This is a genomic window from Sphingobium sp. B7D2B, from assembly GCF_025961895.1.
In the GTDB taxonomy this organism is placed as follows: Bacteria; Pseudomonadota; Alphaproteobacteria; order Sphingomonadales; family Sphingomonadaceae; genus Sphingobium.
Window position 1 is genome coordinate 1,833,435 of sequence record NZ_JAOQOM010000001.1, and the last position, 15,816, is coordinate 1,849,250.

Annotated in this window: 15 protein-coding genes, 1 tRNA gene and 1 pseudogene; 4 read left to right on the top strand and 13 right to left on the bottom strand. The window is 64.5% G+C overall.

The annotated features are described in order from the left end of the window. Positions 1–26 precede the first annotated feature (26 nt). The 3 genes from M2341_RS08350 to M2341_RS08360 form a co-directional block, all read right to left on the bottom strand. Positions 27–725 carry an HPP family protein gene (locus tag M2341_RS08350; protein ID WP_264584910.1) on the bottom strand — a complete coding sequence of 233 codons (699 nt, stop codon included), beginning with the start codon at positions 723–725 and terminating at the stop codon, positions 27–29. Between the two features lie 117 nt (positions 726–842). Next, positions 843–2,219, bottom strand: a complete 1,377-nt coding sequence (locus M2341_RS08355) for an MFS transporter (RefSeq protein WP_181559480.1) — start codon at positions 2,217–2,219, stop codon at positions 843–845. Positions 2,220–2,328: 109 nt separating this feature from the next. Next, entirely contained in the window at positions 2,329–2,784 is a 456-nt protein-coding gene (locus M2341_RS08360) for a hypothetical protein (RefSeq protein ID WP_181559481.1), read from the bottom strand. Between the two features lie 113 nt (positions 2,785–2,897). Here M2341_RS08360 and M2341_RS08365 point away from each other — a divergent pair, with 113 nt between their 5' ends. Next, complete coding sequence (locus M2341_RS08365; protein ID WP_264584911.1) at positions 2,898–3,572, top strand: spermidine synthase; 675 nt, start codon at positions 2,898–2,900, stop codon at positions 3,570–3,572. A 19-nt stretch (positions 3,573–3,591) separates the two neighbouring features. On the opposite strand, the gene M2341_RS08370 is transcribed toward M2341_RS08365, so the two are convergent. From M2341_RS08370 to M2341_RS08390, 5 genes are all read right to left on the bottom strand, one after another. After that, positions 3,592–5,703, bottom strand: a complete 2,112-nt coding sequence (locus M2341_RS08370) for a PQQ-dependent dehydrogenase, methanol/ethanol family (RefSeq protein WP_264584912.1) — start codon at positions 5,701–5,703, stop codon at positions 3,592–3,594. A 299-nt stretch (positions 5,704–6,002) separates the two neighbouring features. Next, a complete protein-coding gene (gene nusG / locus M2341_RS08375; RefSeq protein ID WP_181559484.1) occupies positions 6,003–6,539 on the bottom strand; it encodes a transcription termination/antitermination protein NusG in 537 nt (178 codons plus the stop codon). A gap of 44 nt (positions 6,540–6,583) precedes the next feature. Further along, positions 6,584–6,790, bottom strand: a complete 207-nt coding sequence (gene secE / locus M2341_RS08380) for a preprotein translocase subunit SecE (RefSeq protein WP_181559485.1) — start codon at positions 6,788–6,790, stop codon at positions 6,584–6,586. Positions 6,791–6,934: 144 nt separating this feature from the next. After that, a tRNA-Trp gene (locus M2341_RS08385) sits at positions 6,935–7,010 on the bottom strand. Positions 7,011–7,087: 77 nt separating this feature from the next. Beyond that, positions 7,088–7,777, bottom strand: coding sequence for an alpha/beta fold hydrolase (locus M2341_RS08390; RefSeq protein WP_264584913.1), 690 nt, complete (start codon positions 7,775–7,777; stop codon positions 7,088–7,090). Positions 7,778–7,895: 118 nt separating this feature from the next. Between M2341_RS08390 and aat the strand changes: the two genes are divergently transcribed. Next, positions 7,896–8,636, top strand: a complete 741-nt coding sequence (gene aat, locus M2341_RS08395) for a leucyl/phenylalanyl-tRNA--protein transferase (RefSeq protein WP_264584914.1) — start codon at positions 7,896–7,898, stop codon at positions 8,634–8,636. 35 nt (positions 8,637–8,671) lie between these two features. Here aat and M2341_RS08400 read toward each other — a convergent pair. The 4 genes and pseudogenes from M2341_RS08400 to M2341_RS08415 all read right to left on the bottom strand — a co-directional run. Further along, a pseudogene (locus tag M2341_RS08400) lies at positions 8,672–8,908 on the bottom strand (DUF2155 domain-containing protein); the annotation flags it as partial. A gap of 170 nt (positions 8,909–9,078) precedes the next feature. Then, positions 9,079–9,474 (bottom strand): NADH:ubiquinone oxidoreductase subunit NDUFA12, encoded by a 396-nt coding sequence (locus M2341_RS08405; RefSeq protein ID WP_181559488.1) that lies wholly within the window; start codon positions 9,472–9,474, stop codon positions 9,079–9,081. A gap of 60 nt (positions 9,475–9,534) precedes the next feature. Continuing rightward, on the bottom strand, positions 9,535–10,119 hold the full coding sequence (locus M2341_RS08410; RefSeq protein WP_264584915.1) for a DUF192 domain-containing protein: 585 nt from the start codon (positions 10,117–10,119) through the stop codon (positions 9,535–9,537). Next, positions 10,116–10,670, bottom strand: a complete 555-nt coding sequence (locus M2341_RS08415; RefSeq protein ID WP_264584916.1) for a regulatory protein RecX — start codon at positions 10,668–10,670, stop codon at positions 10,116–10,118. The genes M2341_RS08410 and M2341_RS08415 overlap by 4 nt, the downstream gene beginning before the upstream one ends. A 195-nt stretch (positions 10,671–10,865) precedes the next feature. Between M2341_RS08415 and M2341_RS08420 the strand changes: the two genes are divergently transcribed. Next, positions 10,866–12,584 carry a fatty acyl-AMP ligase gene (locus tag M2341_RS08420; protein ID WP_264584917.1) on the top strand — a complete coding sequence of 573 codons (1,719 nt, stop codon included), beginning with the start codon at positions 10,866–10,868 and terminating at the stop codon, positions 12,582–12,584. Positions 12,585–12,661: 77 nt separating this feature from the next. Then, entirely contained in the window at positions 12,662–15,025 is a 2,364-nt protein-coding gene (locus M2341_RS08425; protein WP_264584918.1) for a putative bifunctional diguanylate cyclase/phosphodiesterase, read from the top strand. 10 nt (positions 15,026–15,035) lie between these two features. On the opposite strand, the gene M2341_RS08430 is transcribed toward M2341_RS08425, so the two are convergent. Continuing rightward, entirely contained in the window at positions 15,036–15,785 is a 750-nt protein-coding gene (locus M2341_RS08430; protein WP_264584919.1) for a ParA family protein, read from the bottom strand. Positions 15,786–15,816 lie beyond the last annotated feature (31 nt).

Genomic DNA, 15,816 nt, shown 5'->3' on the forward strand with positions numbered 1-15,816 from the left:
CAAAAGGAAAGAGCGGTCTTATCGATTCACTTCTGCCCGGCGGTGCGCCGCGCCAGCGCATGAAGCTCCGCCTGGGAGAGCAGCATGGCGAGATCGTCGCGGCTGATGTCGAAACTCTCGTCCATATCCTCCAGCGCCTTGTCGATATCCTCGCTGTGCAGCCCTGATGCCTCTCGCACCTGCGCGCTCTGGATTGCGGGTGCAGCCGGGTGATGCGGATAACTGTGACCGGTCATGCGATGGAAGAACATGGCGAGCGACACCAGCGCGATGGAATTGAGCCCAACGGGCGCGAAGGCGAAGGCATAGCCGGCATCGTGAATGCCCTGGCTGCCAAGCACGGCGGTCAGCGCCGCCGCCCCGCCGGGCGGGTGCAGGCAGCGACAGAGCGACATCACGAGGATCGCGCCGCCGACAGCCACGCCGGCGGCCAGCGCCATTGGAGGAATCCAGCGGGCCGCCGCCACGCCCACCAGTGCCGAGAGGATGTTACCGCCCACCACCGACCAGGGCTGGGCGAGCGGACTGGTCGGCACGGCAAAGACCAGCACTGCCGAAGCGCCAATGGGCGCGACGATGATCGGCAGATCGGCATAAGCGATCGGGAATTGCAGGCAGAGCACGATCGTCAGCCCGATCCCCGCCGTCGCACCGATCACCGCCAGAAGGCGCGGCATCAGCCGGGCGCCGGCGAGGATCGGTCTGAAGAGGCGCTCTGTGGTCATGGGTTTCGTCGCACCGGCTTGGAAGAGAGGCGCGCTATTGGCGCGGCTTCACCCAGATGACCAGCGAGCATTTCCCCTTGCCGATCAAGCCGGGCTTTCAGGTCGTCGCGCCGCCGCTCATTCCGCCGGCGCGGGCTGTGCCATGTTGAGCACGTCTGCTGGTGCTTTGCGGCGCTTCACGATCATGCCGATGCCGAGCGCGCACAGTGCCAGAACGGCAGGGCACAGCGCCAGAATGGCAAAGCTGCGCACGATCGGCAGGCCGCTCGCCAGCACGAACGCGCCGATGATCGGCCCTGCAATGCCGCCGATCTTGGCTACGGATGTTGCCCAGCCGGCGCCGTTCGCCCGGATTGCGGAGGGATAGAAGACGCCGGCAATCGAGAGAATGCCGAAATGCGCGCCGCCGACGAAGCTGGTCGCGGCGACCGAGACGATCAGGAAGAGCGTCGGCTCCATCGGCACCAGGCCGACAAGCAGCAGCAGCGGGAAGGCGACGGCCGGATAAACCGCGACCGCAAGCGGCCCCTTGCCATCGGTAAAGCGCATCAGCAGCAGGCCCAGCACCGCGCCGGCGATGCCGCCGATGGACGAGACATAGGCTGCCGTCTCGCGCGAGAATTTGAGATCCTCATAGACGATCGGGCCCCAATTGGCCTTGAAATAGACGGCCAGCGTGCTGGCGATATAGGCCAGCCAGAGCAGCGGCGTCAGCCATTTTAGGTCGCCCTTGAACAGCTTGGCGGCGGTGAAGTTGCTGGTGTCCTGCTTCTCGTCGCTGAGCACGAAACGGTCCTGCGCGGTCGCGCCGAGCGTGGGATCGACCTTGTTCAGCGTCTTGGCGATCAGGTCCGGCTTGAGGTTCTTGCTGGCGAGGAAGCGCACTGATTCCGGCAACCAGAACAGCAGGGCGAATGCGCAGACGATCGTGCCGAGGCCCCCGAAGACGAACACGCCCTCCCAGCCATAGGTCGGTGCGAGCCACACGGTCACCGGCCCGGCCAGCGAAGAGCCGAGGCTGTAGCCGACCATGATGACCGTCACCACGGTCGAGCGGTACTTGGTCGGCACATATTCGATGTTGAGCGCCCAGGCGAGCGGCAGCATGCCACCAATGGCAAAGCCATCGAGGAAGCGCAGGATGAGAAGGGCTTCATAGCTTTGCGCCAGCGCGGTGGCGGTGGTCAAAATGCCGAATGCGAAGGCGGCGCCGATGATCGTCTGTCGCCGCCCGATCCTGTCGCCAATATATGCGAAGGCAAAACCGCCGACCATCATGCCGAACAGGCCGGCGGAAAACACATTGCCCAGCTGGTGCGTGGAGAGGCTCAGCTCATCGCGCATCCAAGGCGCGGTGAAGCTGATCAGCATCATGTCGAACCCGTCGAACACCGTGATCAACCAGGAGAGAACGATCAGCCGGAAATTGAACGGGCCGAGCTTCCGCTCATTGATGAACGTGGCGATATCGATCGAGCGGGGCGCGCTGGCCATGCTGGCTGTCCTCTCCGGCTGTGCCTCGAATCGTTCGTAAGGCAACTATTCTTTTAATGGTTAGCAATCTATCGGGCGGCGGCAAGCGATACCTGCTGCGCCGCCCGGTTCAGATATCGGTCGAGAGCACGAAGCCCCGCAAGGCGCGGGCGTCGTGAAGGGCATTATGCGGCACCTGGCTGTTGCGCGCGCTGCTGAACCCGGCGGCATTGACCAGCTCGAAGCGGAGGCCGCGCACATCGATCATCTCGCCGGGGCCTGTCATCAGCAGCGTTGCGAAATGCGCGATGTCCTCGGGCCAGTCTGCGACGATCATGGGCTCATTGTCGCCGGCGAGATAGGTGGCGACCAGTTCGGACGCATTGGCCCGCTCCACGGCATAATCCAGCCCGGTCGGCACATGGCGCAGATAAGGGATCACATTATGCTCGACCCAGGGGTGGAGCGGCTCGGGAAGCGGCAGAAGCGAGAGATACAGCTCCTGATCGCCATATTCGGGCACCAGGGCCAGGCTGATCAGGGCGCCGCCAAAACCATTATATTCGGTATCGAGAAAGTAACGCATGAAGCTCCGGGGATTGGATTGGGGGGAGAGTCGCGCGGAGGCATACAGTGCCGGGACCGTTTGCGCGATGCCTCCGGGTCTGCCAGAGGGACGGCTCGGTTGAAAGGAACGATATGAAGCCCCGCGAACATCTCGGCACGGCAAAGGTGCCCGGCGGCGAGGATCTGCGCCTGTTCCGGCGCGGCGACGATTTCATGATCGTGCTGGACCGCAACGAACTGATGAACAGCCGGATGAGCGGATCGGAAAAGGCGCTGGCGCTGATGGCGCTGGAGCGGCTGCCTTCCCGCGCGGGGCGTCACCTGCTGATCGGCGGCTATGGCATGGGCTTCACGCTGCGCGCGGCGCTGGGCGCACTCGACGCCCAGGCGAAGGTCACGGTGGCCGAGCTGGTGCCGGAAATCATCGAATGGGCGCGGGGGCCGATGGCCGAATTGGCGGCCGGCTGCCTGGATGACCCCCGCGTCGATCTCGTCCACAGCGACGTCGCCGAGCTGATCGAGGACGGGCAGGGGCGCTACGATGCCATTTTGCTCGACGTCGATAACGGCCCCGACGGCCTCACCGTGCCGGCCAATGACCGGCTCTATTCCGCGCGCGGCCTCTCCCAGGCGATGCGGGCACTCAAGCCCGGCGGCATTCTCGCGGTCTGGTCCGCCGGATCGGACGAAACCTTCACCCGCCGGCTGAAAAGCGCCGGGTTCATCGTCGACGAGGTGGCGGTGAAGGCGCGGGAGAACGGCAAGGGGCCGCGCCACGTCATCTGGTTCGCCCAGCGGCGGGGTTGAGGCCGCATGAACTAGCCCCTCATTGCCGCACGGCATCGTCCTGCCAATCCTCATTGCCGCGCGCGATGAGGTAGGCGTGGATCGCCTCCGCCTGTGCCTTATCCAGCACGCCCTTGAAGCTGGCCATGCCCAGATCGGCTTTGGTACCCTCCAGCACGATATCGAGGAAGTGCGCGCGGGTATCGGGCGTCATGTAGCGCAGATCCTTGAGGCCCCCGCGCGCATTCTCGCCATGGCAGCGGGCGCAGGTCTCGCCATAAAGCTGGGCGCCCAGCCGCACCTGCGCTTCGGTGGCGCGGAGAAAGGGCGGGCGGGGCAGGGCCGTCGGCGGCGGCAGGGGTGGCAGCGTCACGCCTTTGGCATCCAGGCGGAACACCAGCAGTCGCGCCGGTGACACCCGGAAGCCGCCGGGTATCTTGCTCAGCCCCGCGACGATCGATCCGCCCCAGCCGACATTCACCGCCACATATTGCACGCCGTCGATGGCGTAAGTGACTGGACCGCCGATGGCGACATTGTCGACATTCATGGCCCAGAGCTTCTGCCCGGTGTCGGCGCGATACGCGGCGAAGGTCTTCTCGATGGTGCCCTGAAAGACGAGATTGCCCGCCGTCGCCAGCGTGCCACCCGAGCCGGGGAGCGAATAGGGCACGCGCCACGCTTCCTTCTGCGTCACCGGGTTCCAGGCGAGCAGATAGCCTTTCTCCATGGCATCCGCCTCTGCCTGCAAGGCCTTGCGCTGCGCGGCCCATTCCGGCGTCGCGCCGGCATAATCGAAGCCGGCATTGTTGCGGAACGGCACGAAGGCGAAATCTTCGTCCCGCTGCCGGGCATAGACGATGGATTGTTCCATGGCCGGGAAATAGACGAGCCCGGTCTTCGGGCTGAACGACATGGGATGCCAGCTGTGCGCGGCGAGCAGGCTCGGCGTGATCCGCTGGGGCGTCGTCGTCAGGTGCACGCCCGGATACAGCACCGGCCGCCCGGTCTTCATGTCGATATGGCTGGCCCAGTTGCTCGGCACGAATTTCTCGGCCGAGAGCAATTCCCCGGTCTTGCGGTCGAGCACGTAGAAAAAGCCGTTCTTGGGCGCCTGCATGATGACCGGGCGGGTCTTGCCTTTGATCTTGAGGTCCGCGAGCATCATCGGCTGGGTGCAGGTAAAGTCCCAGTCTTCTTCCGGCACCGCCTGATAATGCCAGCGATAGGCGCCGGTATCGGCATCCACCGCCACGATGGAGCACAGGAACAGATTGTCCCCCTTGCCCGCGCTGCGGAAATGCCAGCTGATCGGCGATCCGTTGCCGGTGCCGATATAGACGAGGTTGAGCGCCGGATCGTAGACGAAGCTGTCCCACGCCGTGCCGCCGCCGCCATATTGCCACCATTTTCCGTGCCAGGTCGGCAGGGCGATCTTCATCGCCGCGTCCGAGGCTTCGCCATCGGGGCCATCGGCGGGGTTGCCGGGTACGGTGTAGAACTTCCACAGCCGCTTACCCGTCTCCGCATCCCAGGCGCTGACGAAACCGCGCACGCCATAGTCCGCGCCGCCATGGCCGATCACCACCTTGCCGTCGAACACGCGCGGCGCGCCGGTGATGGAATAGGGATGCGCGCGGTCGAAGGTCTGCACCGTCCAGACCTCCTTGCCGGTCCGCGCATCCACGGCGATCAGCCGGCCGTCGAGCGCGGCGACGTAGATCTTGCCGTTCCACGCCGCAATGCCACGGGTCGAGGGGCCGCAACAGGCCAGCCGGGCCCACTGCCGCTCGACCTGCGGATCATAGGTCCACAGCTTGCGGCCGGTCCGTCCATCATAGGCGGTCACGATGTTGAAGGCGGAGGCGTTGTAGATCACGCCATCGACCACCAGCGGTGTCGCCTGCACGCCGCGATAGGTGTTCAAATCATCGTACCAGGCCAGTCCCAGCCGCTGGACGGTCTTGTCGTTGATCTGGGTGAGCGGCGAATAACGCTGCTCGTCATAGCTGCGCCCATAGGCCATCCAGCTGCCGGCGCTGGCGGGTGCGTCCGGCGCCCGCATCCGCTCGCTGGTGACATGGGCTGGCTGCATGCCGCCTGACCGGGCGTCCTGTCCCGCGAGGAGCAGCGGCGCCGTCATCAGCGCCATGCCTGCGATCCACGATCTCCTGCTCCCTGCCACGTCTAATCTCTCCTGGTGCGGCACCGTTGCGGTGCTTGCGCAATCAAGGGATTATTCGCCGCACCAACGCAATCGCCCTGCGCGATGGTCAGGTTGGATGAGGTGGAAGAACGGTTGAAGACCGGCGCGGCGCGTTTGTGCCTTTTCGGCGTTTCCTGCCCGTCATTCCCGCGTTCGCGGAAATGCCGGGCGAGTTGTCGCGGCCGACACAAGAAAAGAGCCGCCGATCAGGGACCGGCGGCTCGAAAAATTGGCTGTCGAAGGCCTTATTTGGAAAGCTCGACTTCCTCGAAGTCCAGTTCCACCGGCGTCGCGCGGCCGAAGATCGAAACCGAGACCTTCACGCGGCTCTTCTCGAAGTCCAGTTCCTCGACGGTGCCGATGAAGCTGGCGAACGGGCCGCTCATCACCTTCACGCTGTCGCCGATCTCGTAATCGACATTGACCTTGTGACGCGGCTGGGCGGCGGCTTCCTCGCGCGCGCCGAAGAAGCGGGCGGCTTCCGCCTCGCTGATCGGCTGCGGCTTGCCGGAATTGCCGAGGAAGCCGGTGACCTTGGGCGTGTTCTTGATGAGGTGGTAGATATCATCGTTCATGCTGAGCTTGGCGAGCACATAGCCCGGCATGTTCTTGCGCTCGACCTGAACCTTCTTGCCGCGCTTCACTTCGGTCACGGTCTCGGTCGGCACTTCGACCTGCTCGATGAGCTGGGCCAGACCCATGCGCTCGGCTTCGGACAGGATGGACTCGCGGACCTTGTTCTCGAAGCCCGAATAAGCGTGGATGATGTACCAGCGCGCCATAATTTTATCGTTTCCTCAATTCGTCTTGGTCGGGAGAGCGGCGATCAGCTCTGGCCCGCGGCCAAACCCAGCAGCGTGCGAACGATCCAGCCAAAGAACGTGTCGATGCCAAAGAAGAAAAGTCCGAGCACCGTGGTCAGGATCACCACCATGATCGTGGTCATCACCGTCTCGCGCGAGGTCGGCCAGGTGACCTTGTTCCACTCGGCCTTGACCTGGTTCACGAATTCGATGGGGGAGGTTTTCGCCACGCTCAGCCTGCTCTTTCAGATGAAACCAGAACTCTTTGAAACACAAGAAAGCGGACCGCACCCGGAGCTTTCTCCGGCCGGCCCGCCGCCTGCATTTCGCAACCGTCCTTGCCTCTACGCGCTCGGGCGCCTCGGGGCAAGTTTTGGCAGGGGCGATAGGATTCGAACCTACGACATTCGGTTTTGGAGACCGACGCTCTACCAGCTGAGCTACACCCCTGTGCCGGTGAAGGCGCTGCCCTTAACGCGACCCGAAGGCGGGCGCAAGCGGTCAACGGCGCTTTCCGCAACTTGTCGTCATTCGTCCTTCGCTGCGTCATCGAGGAGGATGCGGGTCACGCCGGGGAGATCGTCGTCCCACATCATGTGGCTGGTGGGGAGTTCGTGGACATCCCAGGCCGGGTCTGCGGTGCAGCGCGCGCGGAACGGCGCGAACGAGCCGAGCGGGCTGGCGGACGCAAAGACGTAGGTCCGCCGGGCGACCGCGTCCTCCTCGCCACCAAGCTTGACCGGTTCGAGCAGGGTGAGGAGCGGGTGGCCCGAGACGCGCCCGGCCCGCCCCGGCGGGATCGGGAAGATCGGCTGGACGAGGCCCGGCGACTGCCGCTGATTCTCGATGTACATCGCTCGTGTCGCGTCATCGACGATGTCCCAGAGCATTTCGCCATCCTTCGGCAGGAAGGCGTCGAGATAGATGAGGCTGCGGATGCGGGTGCCGCGCAGGGCCGAGACGCCGGTGATGACCATGCCGCCATAGCTATGGCCGACGAGGATGATGTCGCGCAGGCCCTCGCAATCGATGAGGCCGACCACATCGGCGATATGATCGCTGAGCATAATGCCGCCATGCGCCAGATGAGCACGCTCCCCAAGGCCGGTCAGCGAGGGGACATACACCTCATGGCCGGCGGACCGCAGTTCGCGGGCGAGGGGGCCATAACCCCAGCTGCCGCCCCAGGCGCCATGAACCAGCACGAAAATTGCCACAGGCTTGCTCCTCTCCAGACTGTGCCGGATCGCTATCGTCTCCCCGCAGGGCCCGCCAGCCCTTTTTGCCCCAAGGGACGGGCGCGACAAAGACCGGTGGAGATGCTAAAGGCCGGGAATGGCGATCGATTTACCGATCCTGTTGCGCGCTTATGCGGTCGGGCTGTTCCCCATGGCCGACGACCGTGCCGCCAATTCTGTCTTCTGGGTAGAGCCAGAGCGGCGGGCAACCCTGCCGCTCGATGGCTTTCACCTCTCCAAATCCCTGCGCAAGACCGTGCGCGCCGACCGGTTCGAGGTCACGGCGGACACCGCGTTTGAGCAGGTCATCGCCCTGTGCGCGCAGAGCGCCAGCGACCGCCCGACGACGTGGATCAATGGGGACATTGAGGAAGCCTTTGTGCGCCTGCACCACGGCAAGCTGGCGCACAGCGTGGAAGTGTGGAGCCACGAGGATGGCGAGCGCCATCTCGTCGGCGGGCTTTACGGTCTGGCGCTGGGGCGGGCCTTCTTTGGCGAGAGCATGTTCAGTCGCCGGCGCGATGCCTCAAAGGTGGCGATGGCCTGGCTGGTCGCCCGGCTGCGGGTCGGCGGGTTCACGCTGCTCGATTGCCAGTTCATGACCCCGCACCTTGCCTCTCTGGGCGCGGTGGAGATTGACGCGCAGGCCTATTCGGGATTGCTCGGCGATGCGCTGTCGGCAGGCGCGGACGGCGCTGCGGGGGCTTCTGCCGCGTTCGATGCACTCGATTCGTTGCCGGATGCCCCGGCCGAACGTGCGCTGCGATCCGCCACGCGCACCGTATCCGGCCCGGTCTCCGGCCAGCTCATCGCGCAGTTGATCACCCAGACGTCGTAGATCGGATGCAGCACCACATTACGGTCGGGCCGTTCCTTGAACAGCCAGCCGGAGAAGGTGCGGTGCCATTTATTGTCGCGGCTTTCCAGCACGTCGAGCTGCACGAATGCGCCGGTTTCCTTGTCCATTTCCCACGGCGCGGTGGTTTCGCAGGCGCGCAGGCGGATGATGGCATTGCCCGAGCGCAACGCCACGCCCGGCTTCATCGTGAATTTCTGGGTGATCCCGTTGCGCTTGTTGAGCAGGCCGATCTCCGCGACGCGCTCTGCCATCGGCGTTCCGGGCAAGCCGGTCTCGACCTTCACGGGGCGCTCGTCCTGCGTGCGTTCTTCCGGCACGACCGCGACATTGCGGGCTGCCTCGGGGTCTCCGCAGGCCGTCAGCGGTCCAATGATGCCGAGCGCGAGCAACCATCGGCCCGGCCGCGCGGACCGGAGAATCGTCACGTATTCGGAGTCCAGGCTTCGTAATCGCCCGTCGCCATCTGGCGGCGACCGCCGGCAGCGATGGCGCCGGAAGGCAGATGGGCCTGTGGCGTGCCGGTCTGGTTGGGCGTGAATTCGGTTTCCCAGATGCGGGGCGGCGGCAAATGGCTCTCAGGCGTACCGTCGATGCTGTGATGCAGCCAGCCATGCCATTCTGCAGGCACGCGGCTGGCATCATTGGCGCCCTTGTAGATCACCCAGCGGCGCGTGAGGCCATTGGGGTCCGTGCCGCCTTCATAATAGACATTGCCCTGATGGTCCTCGCCCACTTTCGTGCCTTTGCGCGAAGTGAACAGCGAGGTGCCGATGGTGGCGCCGTCCCACCAGGTGAAGATCTTGCCGAGCAGTCCCATGGCCAGAGCGCTTAGCCGCACTCACGGGGGATTGGCAACGTGGAATCGAATGAAGTGCGCTCAGTGCTGCGACGAGGGGCAGAAGCGATCCGCTCGCCACACGGGCGCGCGACCGGCACTGGCGCCTGCATCCGTGGCGCAATCGCCCCATTCGATCCGGTCACCCTTGGCGATGCCGAGCGCCTCTGCACGTCCTTGCCGGATTTCCAGCACCGCTGTCACCGGCTCATTGGCCGCGAGCGGGCGCAGGCTGTTCGGCTCACCCTGCAGGATGTCGGCAATCGTACCGTCGGTGCGGATGAACAACAGGTCCAGCGGAACGCGCGTGTCCTTCATCCAGAAGGACGCCATGTTTGGGTAGGCGAACGGAAAGATCATGCCGGCATCATCAGCCAGCGCCTCGCGGCCCATCAGGCCGTGCTGCTGCGCGTCCTTGTCCACCGCCAGTTCCGCGACGAAGCGATGGGTCTGGCCGCTGGACGTGCGAATGCGAACTTCGGTGCTGCCAGCCGGCAGGGCCGCGCTATTGGCAACCACTGAGGTGTTAGCGCTGTCCTCCGGCGCCCCATGGCAGGCGGACAGCACGAGCGCTGTCGCCAGTGCGCCGATGTGCAGACCATGCCCGATCCGCCGCCTCTTCGTCATTCCCAATCCTCTGTTGACAGGGTCTCTGGTCGCTCGGGCAACTCGCCCGGCGCGCTTTCGATCCAGTTGCGGGCGGTCTGCATGCTGTGGCCTGCTCGCAAAAAGGTCGCGATCTGCTTTTCCCGCAGCGGCCGGTCGGCCTGCTCGGCCGCGAACGGCCCGATTCGCTTGCGGCGGGCGAGGCGCTCGGCCGCATCCCATTGCGCGGCAGCGTCGGGGGCGGCCTGCTCGGATGTCGTCTCGTCGATCCCGTCCTGCCGCAGCGTCTGCGCGATGCGGCGTTGTCCGAGGCCCCGCCGCTGCATCGCCCCGGATTTCATCTCGGCATAGGCCCGGTCGTCCACATAGCCGAGATCGACCAGCTTTTGCGTGATCCGCTCGGTCGGGGGCGGGGTGTCACCGGCCCAGCCGCGCTCGCGCAGCTTGCGCGCAAGATAGGCAGCGAGTCGGCCCCGGCTGGTGGCAAAGCGCCCGACATAGTGGATGGCCAGCGCCTCAAGGCTCGCTTCGACAAGCGGTTTTGGCGGCGATTTTTGCGGGCGCGGCGTCATGCGCCATTTTTGTGCCACACTCCCTGTCTTAAAGTAAACGCGCCTAACTCGCGCAAGAACGGGGTAGGGCCAGGCATAGAATGCGGCTTTTCGGTTCAGACAAGCGCAAGCCAGCCAGGCGTAGACGCAAGAGAACAGCCGCCATGCCTTGACTTAAGGGGATGATATCTGGCGGAAAAAGAAGGGTCATTTAAGATGCAGCCAACACCGACGGAAGATCGGCTTGAGCGGCGCTTTGCCGATTTCGATACTTTGGGTGCCGCGCTTGATTATGCGGCGCAGGGTGTTCGTGGAGTTAACTTTCACGATGCCCGCGGCAATCTTGCGCGTCCTTATCCCTTTTCGGAAATGCGCGGCGATGCACTGGCCTGCGCCTATCGGTTGATTGCGCGGGGTGTTCAGCCCCAGCAGCGGATCGCCCTGATTGCCGAGACTGGCCCCGAGTTCGCCCAGTTGTTCTTCGGCATCGTCTATGCCGGTGCCTGGCCTGTGCCGCTGCCCTTGCCGACCAGCTTCGGCGGCAAGGAAAGCTATATCGACCAGCTTTGCGTCCAGCTTGATAGCTGCGACCCGATCATGCTGCTCTTTCCCGCCGAGCTGAGCGAGATGGCCGGCGAGGCCGCGCGCCGCAAGGGCGTGGAACCGCTCAGTTTCGATGACTTTCTCGCGGCACCCGTTGCAGCCTGTGCGCTGCCGCAGGCGGGTCCGGATGACATCTGCTATCTGCAATATTCCAGCGGATCGACGCGGTTTCCGCATGGCGTGGCGGTGACCCACAAGGCACTGCTCAGCAATCTCGCGGCCCATAGCCACGGCATGGAGCTGATCGCGAGTGACCGCTGCATCAGCTGGCTGCCCTGGTATCATGACATGGGCCTCGTCGGTTGCTTCCTGTCGGTCGTCGCCAATCAGGTCTCGACCGATTACCTCAAGACCGAGGATTTCGCGCGCCGTCCGCTGGCGTGGCTGGATATGATCTCGCGCCATCAGGGCACCGCAATCAGCTATTCGCCTACGTTCGGTTACGATATTTGCGCCCGCCGCATGTCGAGCCAGACGCGGGCATCCGAGCGCTTCGACCTGTCGCGCTGGCGCTTGGCCGGTAACGGCGCGGACATGATCCGCCCGGATGTGATGCAGCAGTTCGTGGATGCCTTTGCGGAAGCCGGATTCTCGCCCAAGGCCTTCCTGCCGAGCTATGGCCTTGCTGAAGCAACGCTGGCCGTAACCATCATGCCGCCGGGTGAAGGCATCATGGTGGAGCTGGTCGAGGAAACCGAGCTGTCCGGCGGCCATGCCGTGGAGGATCGCCCGCAGCGTTTCCGCGCGATCGTCAATTGCGGCAAGCCTGTGATGGGCATGACTGTCGAAATCCGCGACGAATTCGGCGGTCCGCTGCCCGAGCGGACCATCGGCAAGGTGTGGACGACCGGTCCCTCGCTCATGGTCGGTTATTTCCGCGATCAGGAATCGACCGATGCCTGCATGGCCGATGGTTGGCTGGACACCGGCGACATGGGCTATCTCTCTGATGGCTATCTGTACATTGTCGGCCGCGCCAAGGACATGATCATCATCAACGGCAAGAATCACTGGCCGCAGGATATCGAGTGGGCGGTGGAGCAGCTACCCGGCTTCAAGCAGGGGGACATTGCCGCCTTCGCCATCACCACCGCTGGGGGCGAGGAAGCACCCGCCGTCCTCGTGCATTGCCGCGTCTCCGACAATGTCGAGCGCGCACGGCTGCGGGAAGAGATTCGCGAGCGCGTCCGTTCGATCACCGGCATGAACTGCGTGGTTGAACTGGTACCGCCGCGCTCGCTGCCGCGCACCAGCTCGGGCAAACTCAGCCGCTCGAAGGCGCGGACCCTGTATCTGACCGGGGAAATCGTGCCCTATGACATCGCAGCCTGATCGGGGGCGGTTGATGCGGTAAAAGACTGCGAGCGCTTGCTTGCGGGTTGATAACCTGCGCGCGATATGACCGCGCCGTGACCAAGCGTTCAACCGTCCCAGACCAGCGCGCAGCGCCCGCCACGGAAGTCGTTTCGCTCGGCTTGTTGTGCGGATTCCGCCCGCTTCCCGGGGCGCAGGGGCGCCTTGTATGCGGGAGCCAGTTGCGCTCCGCAGACCGGATGCTGGGGCTCTTCACTACGATCACGGCCATTTCGGCCATGCTCGTGGGCGCGCGGTTTTACAACCATATCAATATCTGGATGTTCGTTGTCTGGATGTTGGTGCTCGGTATTTCACAAGCGCAGTTGCTGCGGTTGCGCCGGGTCAATGTGGCGTCGGATTATGCCGATGCGACGCGGGCCGCATTGTTGCGACATGGCGCGATCTGCTGGCTGCAGGGCGCCATATGGGTCGCCGCAATGGTGCTCTTCACCGGCGAAGCCAGGCCGGAAGAAGTGGTCACATTCTGGACCATCGCCTGCTGCCTGATGGCGTCGGTGGCCATTTCGTTCCAGTCCACCCCATTGTCCGCCAGTGGCTTCATCCTGTCGATCGGCGCGGGCACCGTCTGGATGATGCTGCGACATGCCGATCCCTTTCTGGCGGGTGTCGTGGCGATCTATGCTCTGCTCGCTTTGGCGACAAGCCTCTGGCAGGCGCACCAGTTCGGCGTGCAGGTCTCGACCAGCAAGGCGCTGGCCGAAAAGCGCGAGGTCGTCAGTCTCCTGCTGCGCGAGCATGATCGCGACGGGGCCGATGTGCTGTGGCAGACCGACACCGCCCGTCGCCTGACCGGGGTTTCCCCGGCCTTTGCGCGGATGCTCGGCAAGACGGTGGAAGAGGTGGACGGCCAGTCCATCCTTCAGGTGCTGGCGGGATCGACCTGGACGAACGGGGACTTCGACCCGGCCCTTCATGTGCTGGCCGAGAAGCTCAAGGACCGCGTCTCCTTTTCCGACCTGTGCCTGTCCGGCACGGTCGACGGTGCGCGGCGCTGGTGGTCATTGTCCGCATCTCCCCGGCTGGATGAGGCCGGCAATTTCCTGGGCTTTCGCGGCGTCGGCTCCGACATCACGGTACAGAAGGAGACGAACGAGCGCATTTCGCAGCTGGCCCGGCTGGATACGCTCACCAATCTTCCCAACCGCCTCAATCTGGGCGAGGAACTGGCTAAATCCGTCGAAGACACGCAGACGTGGCAGACGCGGTGCGCCTTCATGATGATCGATCTCGATCGGTTCAAATCAGTCAACGATACGCTGGGCCATCATGTCGGCGACCAGCTTCTGGCGCAGGTTGCCGAACGGTTGCGCGGCGTCTGCTCGCTCAACGAAGTCTGCGGGCGCCTTGGCGGCGATGAGTTCGCGGTGGTCGTGCGCGAGGTGGCCGATCCCATCTATGTCGACCGGCTGGCGAGCGCGATCATCGAGGTCTTGTCCAGACCCTATGTGCTCGATGGGCAGACGCTGTTCATCGGCGCCAGCATCGGCTCGGCCATGGCACCTCAGGACGGCACGGATGCGGACATGCTGATGCGCAGCGCGGATCTGGCCATGTATCGCGCCAAGGAGGCAGGGCGCGGCAAGCATCTGCGCTTTACGGCATCGATGCACGCCGACGCGGAGGAGCGCCGCAATCTCGAACTGGCTTTGCGCAACGCAATCGAGGCCGGCGAATTTCACTTGGTCTACCAGCCCATCGTCAACGCGCGGTCCCGCCATGTCATCGGCTTCGAGGCGCTCTGCCGGTGGACGCACCCCCAGCTTGGGCCGATTCCGCCCAGCCGCTTCATTCCTATCGCCGAGGATACAAGGCTGATCTCCCGCCTTGGCGCTTGGGTGCTGGAGACGGCGTGCAAGACAGCCTGTCACTGGCCCGACGCGGTGAGCCTCTCGGTCAATGTGTCGGCCCAGCAATTGTGCGATCCCGAGATCGTCCCGCAGATCAGCGCAGCTCTGGCGCAGTCCGGGCTTCCAGCCAGCCGGTTGGAGCTGGAGGTGACCGAGAGCGTGTTCATGCAGGAGGAGACGGGCGCGTCTCAGGCGCTCGATCGGTTGGCGAAAATGGGCATCCGGCTTTCGCTAGACGATTTCGGAACCGGCTACTCGTCGCTCGGCTACCTCTCCCGCGCAAGGTTTGACACCATCAAGGTCGATCAAAGCTTCATTCACGGGGCTGCTCGCGGCCAGCGTGAGAGCCTCGCCATCATCAACGCGGTGGTGGCGATGGCCACCAGCCTGGGTCTGGAGACCACCGCAGAGGGCGTGGAGACCGAGGGGGAATATGACATCATCCGGGCGCTGGGATGCTCGAAGATCCAGGGCTATTATTTCGGCCGGCCCATGTCGCGAGACGAGAGCATCGGCCTGTTTGGTCGCTCAGCGACGCAGGTCGCCTAATCCCTTCGGCTCATCCCTTGGCGAGACGCCGCTCGATGGCTTGCCAGATCATCGCGAACTGCTCGGCCGGCTGGCTCTGAGTTGCAAAGGTGGCTAATGGCGCGCGCCGGAAGCCCATCTGCTCGACAAGGCTGGAATAGCTGACAATCGGCCAGTCTGGATGGGCTTCGAGCGCCTCGGCATGGAGCTTGCGCCGCCGGTCCACCATCGAGAACACCGGCAGGATCGGGGGATGCCATCCGCCGCGCCGAATCAGGATGCTGGCCAGATCATCGAGCGATTTGCGCGCGAGCGGTGAGGGGATCACCGGGGCCACGACAAGATCAGCACCCCGCAGCACCTGCTCGGCCGTCTCGGTGAGGCCGGGCGGGCAATCCAGGATAACACGGTCATAACGCTGCGCGAGGCCCGAGAGGAGCTTCGCCAACCGGCGCTTTTTACCCAGATCGAAGAGCAGCCGCTCCAGACCGTGAAGGGACATGTCTGCGGCCAAGAGATCAAGGCCGGGGATGGCGGTGGGCTGGCAGATGTCTTCCGGTTCCAGCTGCCGCGCGAAGACAGCGCGGGCGGCGTCGCGCGTTTCCGTCTGCGCGGCCAGGAGCCAGGTCGCGGCGCCCTGCGGGTCGAGATCCCACAGCAATGTCCGCCGCGCCGAGAGGCTTGCCGAGGCCCATGCCAGATTGACGGCAAAGGTGGATTTGCCGACGCCTCCCTTGAGGCTGAACACCGCGATTGTCTTCATCTCGGGTTGCGCTGCCATGATCCTGTGATGGATCGATGACAGAAATGTT

What these genes read in the sequence shown, in the direction of transcription:
- M2341_RS08360 (WP_181559481.1), bottom strand. Translation starts at nt 2,784, where the DNA reads ATGCGTTACTTTCTCGATACCGAATATAATGGTTTTGGCGGCGCCCTG.
- M2341_RS08365 (WP_264584911.1), top strand. Translation starts at nt 2,898, where the DNA reads ATGAAGCCCCGCGAACATCTCGGCACGGCAAAGGTGCCCGGCGGCGAG.
- M2341_RS08370 (WP_264584912.1), bottom strand. Translation starts at nt 5,703, where the DNA reads ATGGCGCTGATGACGGCGCCGCTGCTCCTCGCGGGACAGGACGCCCGG.
- M2341_RS08430 (WP_264584919.1), bottom strand. Translation starts at nt 15,785, where the DNA reads ATGGCAGCGCAACCCGAGATGAAGACAATCGCGGTGTTCAGCCTCAAG.
- M2341_RS08405 (WP_181559488.1), bottom strand. Translation starts at nt 9,474, where the DNA reads ATGGGACTGCTCGGCAAGATCTTCACCTGGTGGGACGGCGCCACCATC.
- M2341_RS08420 (WP_264584917.1), top strand. Translation starts at nt 10,866, where the DNA reads ATGCAGCCAACACCGACGGAAGATCGGCTTGAGCGGCGCTTTGCCGAT.
- M2341_RS08410 (WP_264584915.1), bottom strand. Translation starts at nt 10,119, where the DNA reads ATGACGAAGAGGCGGCGGATCGGGCATGGTCTGCACATCGGCGCACTG.
- M2341_RS08415 (WP_264584916.1), bottom strand. Translation starts at nt 10,670, where the DNA reads ATGACGCCGCGCCCGCAAAAATCGCCGCCAAAACCGCTTGTCGAAGCG.
- aat (WP_264584914.1), top strand. Translation starts at nt 7,896, where the DNA reads ATGGCGATCGATTTACCGATCCTGTTGCGCGCTTATGCGGTCGGGCTG.
- M2341_RS08355 (WP_181559480.1), bottom strand. Translation starts at nt 2,219, where the DNA reads ATGGCCAGCGCGCCCCGCTCGATCGATATCGCCACGTTCATCAATGAG.
- nusG (WP_181559484.1), bottom strand. Translation starts at nt 6,539, where the DNA reads ATGGCGCGCTGGTACATCATCCACGCTTATTCGGGCTTCGAGAACAAG.
- M2341_RS08350 (WP_264584910.1), bottom strand. Translation starts at nt 725, where the DNA reads ATGACCACAGAGCGCCTCTTCAGACCGATCCTCGCCGGCGCCCGGCTG.